Annotated in this window: 2 protein-coding genes; both read right to left on the bottom strand. The window is 72.7% G+C overall.

The window, feature by feature from the left end:
- On the bottom strand, window positions 1-6,796 hold a 6,796-nt coding region (locus ABD329_RS47020; protein WP_344318159.1), incomplete at its 3' end, for a type I polyketide synthase.
- A 77-nt stretch (window positions 6,797-6,873) separates the two neighbouring features.
- A partial coding sequence (locus ABD329_RS47015; RefSeq protein WP_344318158.1) for a phosphopantetheine-binding protein occupies window positions 6,874-7,755 on the bottom strand: 882 nt, incomplete at its 5' end.

Raw genomic sequence — 7,755 nt, 5'->3', positions numbered from 1 at the left:
CAAGCGACGCCGCGACCTCCTCCTCGGAAGCCTCGACGGCGACCATCGCACCACCCTCCGGCAGCGCCTGCATCAGACGACCCCGGGCCGCGACCAATGTGCACGCGTCCTCCAGCGAGAACACCCCCGCCACATGCGCGGCCGCGATCTCACCAATGGAGTGACCGATCACCACATCGGGAGTGACACCCCAGTGCTCCAGCAACCGGAACAACGCCACCTCGACCGCGAACAACGCGGGCTGAGTGAACGCCGTCTGATCCAGGAGTTCGGCATCCGCGCTCCCCTCCGCCGCGAACACCACATCCCGCAGCGGGCGGTCCAGAGTCACGTCCAGGTGTGCGCACACCTCGTCCAGCGCCCGGGCGAACACCGGGAAGGCGTCGTACAACTCCCGCCCCATGCCCAGGCGCTGCGCACCCTGACCCGAGAACAGGAACGCCGACTTGCCACCCGTGGCGGCCTGCCCCTGGACGACTCCCGAGGCGACTCCGCCGTCGGCGACGGCCCGCAGACCGCGCAGCAGGGTCTCCCGGTCCTCGCCCACCAGCACGGCGCGGTGCTCGAACACCGACCGGGACGCCAGCGTGTGGCCGACGTCCAGCGCGCCGACGTCTTCCCGGGCCGCCACGTCCGCGTACAGCCGCTCGGCCTGTGCCCGCAGCGCCTCCCGGCTCTTGCCGGACACCGGCCACGGCACCACGGCCGCCGACACCGACGTCTCGGGCCCGGCCGCCTCAGCGGCCACGGCCTCTTCCAGGTCAGGGGCCTGCTCGATGATGGTGTGAACGTTGGTCCCGCTCAGTCCGAACGAGGAGATACCCGCCCGGCGCGGCCGACCCGTCTCCGGCCACGCGGTGGCCTCCGTCAGCAGCCGCACCTCGCCCGCCGACCAGTCCACCTGCCGCGACGGCTCGTTCACGTGCAGCGTCTGCGGCAGCACGCCCGCGCGCATGGCCATCACCATCTTGATGACCCCGGCGACACCGGCGGCGGCCTGCGTATGACCGATGTTGGACTTGATGGCGCCGAGCCACAGCGGCTGCCCCTCGGGCCGCTCCTGGCCGTAGGTGGCCAGGAGCGCCTGTGCCTCGATCGGGTCGCCCAGTGTCGTACCGGTGCCGTGGGCCTCGACCGCGTCCACCTCGGCCGCGGAGAGTCCCGCGCTCGCCAGCGCCTGCCGGATCACCCGCTGCTGGGACGGGCCGTTGGGCGCCGTCAGACCGTTGGAGGCGCCGTCCTGGTTGATGGCGCTACCGCGCACGATCGCCAGCACCGGGTGGCCGTTCTTCCGCGCGTCCGACAGCCGCTCCACCAGCAGCATGCCGACACCCTCAGACCAGCCCGTGCCGTCCGCACCCTCCGCGAACGGCTTGCACCGGCCGTCGGGGGCCAGACCGCGCTGCCTGCTGAACTCCACGAAGGCGCCCGGCGTCGACATCACCGACACACCACCGGCGAGGGCCAGGTCGCACTCGCCCTGGCGCAGCGCCTGCACCGCGAGGTGCAGCGCCACCAGCGAGGACGAGCAGGCCGTGTCCACCGTCATGGCCGGCCCTTCGAGGCCGAACGTGTACGAGATGCGCCCGGACACCACGCTGGCCGCGCTGCCCGTGCCCACATGGCCACCGAAGTCCTCGGGGGCGTCGAGCATGATCGTGGAGTAGTCCTGGCCGTTGGTGCCTACGAACACACCGGTCCGGGTGGACCGCAGCGCGGCGGGCTTGACGCCCCCGTATTCGAACGCCTCCCAGGACGTCTCCAGCAGCAGCCGCTGCTGCGGGTCCATGGCCACGGCCTCGCGCGGCGAGATTCCGAAGAAGGTGGGGTCGAACTGGGGCGCCCCGTAGAGGAATCCGCCCTCGCGTGCGTAGAAGGTGCCCGGGTGCTCGGGGTCCGGGTGGTACATGCCCTCGACGTCCCAGCCACGGTCGCCGGGGAACCCGCCGATGGCGTCGCCGCCCTCGGCCAGGAGCCGCCACAGCTCCTGCGGGGTCTCGACCCCGCCGGGGAAGCGGCAGCTCATCGCCACGATCGCGATGGGGTCGTCGTCGACCGGCCGCGCCCGGTGCGCCACCGCCGAGGTGGCGGCCTCGGCGGTGGCCCCGCCGAGCTCCTGCCACAGGTGGTCGGCGAGAGCTTCGGCGGTCGGGTAGTCGAAGATGAGGGTCGCGGGCAGGCTCAGACCGGTGGCCAGGTCGAGCCGGTTGCGCAGCTCGATGGCGGTGAGGGAGTCGAATCCGAGGTCCCGGAAGGCGCGGCCCGGCTCGACGGACTCCGCCGAGAAGTGGCCGAGGGCCGAGGCCGCGTGGGTGCGGATGAGGTCGAGCAGGAGGAGGCGCTGCTCCTCGTCCGGCCGTCCGGCCAGCTGGTCCCGCAGCTCGTGGCCCGGCACCGCCCGGCCGGTGGTCCCGGCCGCGGCGGTCAGGAGTTCACGCGCCTCGGGGATGTCGCTGACGAGGGCGCTGGGGCCGGCGCTCAGCATGGAGGCCATGGCGGCCCAGTCGATGTCGGCCACGACCAGGGCGGCCTCGTCGTGGCCGGCGGCCCAGCGCAGCGCGTCCAGGGCGAGCGAGGGAGCCATCGGGGGCAGTGGCCCGCCGCGCATCCGCTCCCCGGCGCGACCGCTCGCGGCCATGCCGCTCTCGGCCCACGGGCCCCAGGCGACCGCGGTGGCGGCCAGGCCCTGGGCGCGGCGCTGCTGCGCCAGCGCGTCCAGGTAGGCGTTGGCGGCCGCGTAGGCGGCCTGGCCCGCGCCACCGACGGCGCCGACGAAGGAGGAGAACAGCACGAATGCGTCGAGCGACGACTCGGCGGTCAGCTCGTGCAGATGGCGCGCGCCCTCGACCTTCGCGGTCAGGGTCCCGGCGAGCTGCCCGACGGTCAGGCCGTCCAGCACACCGTCGTCCAGGATGCCCGCCGCGTGCACGACGGCGCTCAGCGGATACCGCTCCGGGACGGCGGCCAGCACGGCGGCGAGGGCGTCGCGGTCGGCCGCGTCGCAGGCCGCCACGGTCACCTCGGCGCCGAGCCCCTCGAGCTCCGCCGTGAGTTCGGAGGCGCCCTCGGCCGACGGGCCGCGACGGCTCGTCAGCACCACGTGCTCGGCGCCCTCGCGCACGGCCCAGCGCGCCACCTGCGCGCCCAGGGCGCCGGTGCCACCGGTGATGAGCACCGTGCCCCGGGGCCGCCATCCTCGGTCCGCCGACTCGTTGCCGCCCGTGACGCGGGCGAGGCGCCGGGCGTACGCTCCGGATCCGCGCACCGCCACCTGGTCCTCGCCGTCCGCCGCGGACAGCGCCCAGGCCAGTCGCGCGGCGGCGCGCTCGTCCAGGGTCTCGGGCAGATCGACGAGACCGCCCCAGATGCGCGGGTGCTCCAGCGCGGCCGCCCGGCCGAGGCCCCAGATCTCCGCCTGTACGGCGCTGGTGAGCTGGTCGGAGCGGCCCACCGACACGGCGCCCCGGGTGGCACACCACAGCCGGGTCCGGATGTCGGCCTCGGCCAGGGCCCGCACCAGCATCAGTGTCAGGGCGAGGCCGCGGGAGACCGCCGGGTGCTCGGCGCAGGGCCGCTCGTCCACGCCCACCAGGGACAGCACACCGCCGATCCCGGACGGATCGGTGGCGATCTCACGCAGCCGGTCGGCCAGTGCGCCGGGGGCGAGGTCGGCCTCGTCGGCCACCACACGAACGACGTCGGCACCGTGCCGCTGGAGCGCGGCGGACGCCGACTCCACGAACGCGTCCTCGCCGGAGGCGGGGACGACCAGGAGCCATGTCCCGGAGAGCGTGGCCCCGGGGGGCTCCGAGACCGGCTTCCAGGAAATCCGGTAGCGCCAGCCGTCGACCGTGGCCCGGTCGCGCTGCTGACGCCGGTACGAGGACAGGGCGGGCAGCAACTCGCCGAGCGAGCCACTGCCGTCGATGTCCAGCGCCTCGGCCAGGGCCTCCAGGTCCTCGCGCTCCACCGCGTCCCAGAAGCGGGCGTCCACACTGTCCGCGGCGGGACCGCCGGACCCGGCGTTCGTGCCCTCGAGCCAGTAGAGCTGCCGCTGGAAGGGGTACGTCGGCAGCTCGACCGTATGGGCGCCGCGCCCGGCGAAGACCCGCTCCCAGTCCACCGTCACACCGTGGACATGGGCCTCGGTCAGCGCGGCCATCAGCGCCTGGGCGTCAGGGCGACCCTTGCGCAGGACCGGCACCACGGCCGGGGCCGAAGCCGTCGCTCCCGCGAGGCAGTCCCGCGCCATCGCCGAGAGCACACCGTCGGGGCCCACCTCGATGTACGCGGTGACACCCTGGGCCGCGAGGGAGCGGACGCCGTCGGCGAAGCGCACGGCCTCGCGCACATGCCGCACCCAGTACTCCGGCGAGCACACCTCGTCGGCCCCGACCGGCTCGCCCGTGACGTTGGAGACCAGCGCCAGGGTGGGGGTCTGGAAGGACAGCCCCCGCACCACACGGCGGAAGTCGTCCAGCATCGCGTCCATGCGCGGGGAGTGGAAGGCGTGGCTGACCCGCAGCCGGCTCGTCTTGCGCCCTTGCTCCGACCACTGGGCGGCGATCTCCAGGACCGCTCCCTCGTCACCGGCGATGACGACGGCGGTCGGGCCGTTGACGGCCGCGACGCTCACCTCGGCCTCGCGGCCGGCGAGCGAGCCGGAGATCTCCTCCTCGGAGGCCTCGACGGCGACCATGGCGCCGCCCTCGGGCAGCGCCTGCATCAGCCGGCCACGCGCCGCGACCAGCGTGCACGCGTCCTCCAGGGAGAGCACACCCGCCACATGGGCGGCGGCGATCTCACCGATGGAGTGGCCGATCAGCACGTCCGGGGTGACGCCCCAGTCCTCCAGCAGCCGGTACAGCGCCACCTCGACCGCGAAGAGCGCCGGCTGGGTGAAGGCCGTCCGGTCCAGGAGTTCGGCGTCCGCGCTCCCCTCCGCCGCGAACACCACCTCCCGCAGCGGACGGTCCAGCACCACATCCAGGTGTGCGCACACCTCGTCCAGCGCCCGGGCGAACACCGGGAACGCCTCGTACAGCTCCCGGCCCATCCCGAGGCGCTGCGCACCCTGGCCGGAGAAGAGGAACGCCGTCTTGACCGCCGACCCGGCCACGCCCTGGAGCACATTGGGGGCGACCTCGCCCGCGGCGACGGCCTCGAGTCCGGCGAGGAGTTCCGCGCGGTTCGCACCGGACACCACGGCGCGGTGCTCGAACATCGAGCGCGTCGCCACCAGCGAGTGGCCGATGTCCAGCGCGCTCAACTGGGCCCGCTCCAGCAGGAACGCCCTGAGCCGGGCCGCCTGGGCGCGCAGCGCGTCGGCGCCACGCCCCGACAGCAGCCAGGTGGCGACGCCGGTGTCACCGTCGGACGCCGGGCTCGCCTCGGCCTCGTCCTCGTCGACCGGCGGGGCCTGCTCGATGATGGTGTGGGCGTTGGTGCCGCTGACGCCGAAGGCGGAGATGCCCGCCCGGCGCGGCTGATCGGTCTCGGGCCACGCGGTGGCCTCGGTCAGCAGCCGCACCTCACCCGCCGACCAGTCCACCTGGCGCGAGGGCTCGTCCACGTGCAGCGTCCGCGGCAGCATGCCGTGCCGCATGGCCATCACCATCTTGATGACGCCCGCGACACCGGCGGCGGCCTGCGTGTGACCGATGTTCGACTTGAGCGCGCCCAGCCAGAGCGGGCGGCCCTCCGGCCGGTCCTGACCGTAGGTGGCGAGCAGCGCCTGCGCCTCGATCGGGTCGCCCAGGGACGTACCGGTGCCGTGCCCTTCCACGACGTCCACGTCGGACGGGGCCAGCCGGGCGCTGGTCAGCGCGTCCCGGATGACCCGCTGCTGCGAGGGGCCGTTGGGGGCGGTCAGGCCGTTGGACGCGCCGTCCTGGTTGACCGCGGAGCCACGCACGATGGCCAGCACGGGGTGGCCGTTCTTGCGCGCGTCGGACAGCCGCTCCACGAGGAGCATGCCGACGCCCTCGGACCAGCCGGTGCCGTCCGCCGCGTCCGCGTAGGGCTTGCAACGGCCGTCGGGGGCGAGCCCGCGCTGCCGGCTGAACTCGACGAAGGCGCCCGGTGTCGACATCACCGTGGCACCACCGGCGAGCGCCAGGTCGCACTCGCCCTGGCGCAGCGCCTGAACCGCCAGGTGCAGGGCGACCAGCGACGAGGAGCACGCCGTGTCCACCGTCACCGCGGGGCCCTCGAGGCCGAAGGTGTACGAAATACGGCCCGATACGACCGAGGTCGCCGTACCGGTCAGCAGATGGCCTTCGATCTCCTCCGGGAAGCCGTCGACGTCCGCCCCGTAACCCGAGGTGGCGGCGCCCACGAACACACCGCCGCGGCGGCCCTTCACCGAACCCGGAGCGATGCCCGCCCGCTCGAAGACCTCCCATGAGGTTTCCAGCAGCAGTCGCTGCTGCGGATCCATGGCAAGGGCCTCACGCGGCGAGATCCCGAAGAAGCCCGCGTCGAACTCGCCCGCGTCGTGAAGAAAACCACCCTCACGGGAGTAGAACGTGCCCGAGCGCTCGGGGTCCGGGTCGTACATCCCGTCGACGTCCCACCCACGGTTGGACGGGAAGTCGGAAATGGCATCGCCACCACCGGCCACCAACCGCCACAGGTCCTCGGGGCTCCCCACACCGCCCGGGAAACGGCAGCTCATCGCCACGATCGCGATGGGCTCCTGCTCTCCTGCCTCCAGCTCGCGCAGGCGTTGGCGAGCTTGGTGCAGATCTGCCGTTACCCGCTTGAGATAGTCCCGAAGCCTATCTTCGTTCACCATGAAAACCTTGCCTATTACGAGTCAAAGAAGACTGAAGAATGAAAGGAGGCCAGAGAACTGCACCTCGGCGGTCACAACTAGCTGAGCTCATTCTCGATGAAATCGAAGAGGTCGTCGTCAGACGCCTCGTCAAGCCGCTGCGTAATGCTCTCAGCTTCCGTCGCTCCACCCTCTCCGCCATTCAGCTTGGCAAGGAGTACCTGGAGTCGGGATGCGATGGCCATTCGCTCGGCGTTGTCCGGCTCAGCCGTGGAGAGTGATGCCTCGAGTTTTTCCAGATCCGCGATCAGCGGAGTGGCGGATGTCCCTTCGTCGGGGAGGACGCCCGCTCGTACGTGTTCCGCGAGGGCCCTTGCATTGGGATAGTCGAAGACCAGTGTGGTGGGCAGTCGCAGACCCGTGTCCGCGTTCAGCCGGTTTCGGAATTCTACCGCCGTGAGCGAGTCGAATCCCAATTCCTTGAAGGCGCGGTCGGATTCCACGCCCTCCATACCGGAGAATCCGAGAACCGCGGCCGCGTGACCGCGTACCAGATCGAGTACGGCGCGCTCCCGCTCGCCCGGAGCCAGCGCGAGAAGCCTCTCCTTCAGGCGCGATCCGCCCTCCGCGTTGGTCTCCTCGGCGGCACGGGCCTGCTCCAGGGCCGATACGACCTCGGGCAGTTCGCCGAGGAGCGGGCTGGGCCGCCCGATGGTGAACGCGGGCGCGAAACGCTCCCAGTCCACGTCGGCGACCGTCACCACACCGTCGTCACCCGCGACCGCTCCCTGCAACGCGGCCATCGCCAGGCCCGGCGCCATCGCGGGCAGACCGCGACGCGCCAACTGGTCGCCGCCCTCGCCTGCCGCCATACCGCTCTCGCCCCAGGGGCCCCAGGCCACCGCGGTACCGGCGAGACCCCGCGCACGGCGGTCCTCCACCAGCGCGTCCAGGTAGGCGTTGGCCGCGGCGTACGCGGC

The organism is Streptomyces javensis (genome assembly GCF_039525925.1).
Taxonomy (GTDB): Bacteria; Actinomycetota; Actinomycetes; order Streptomycetales; family Streptomycetaceae; genus Streptomyces; species Streptomyces asiaticus.
The sequence above is the reverse complement of the archived record's forward strand: the minus strand, read 5'-3'. Positions and strand labels throughout refer to the sequence as shown.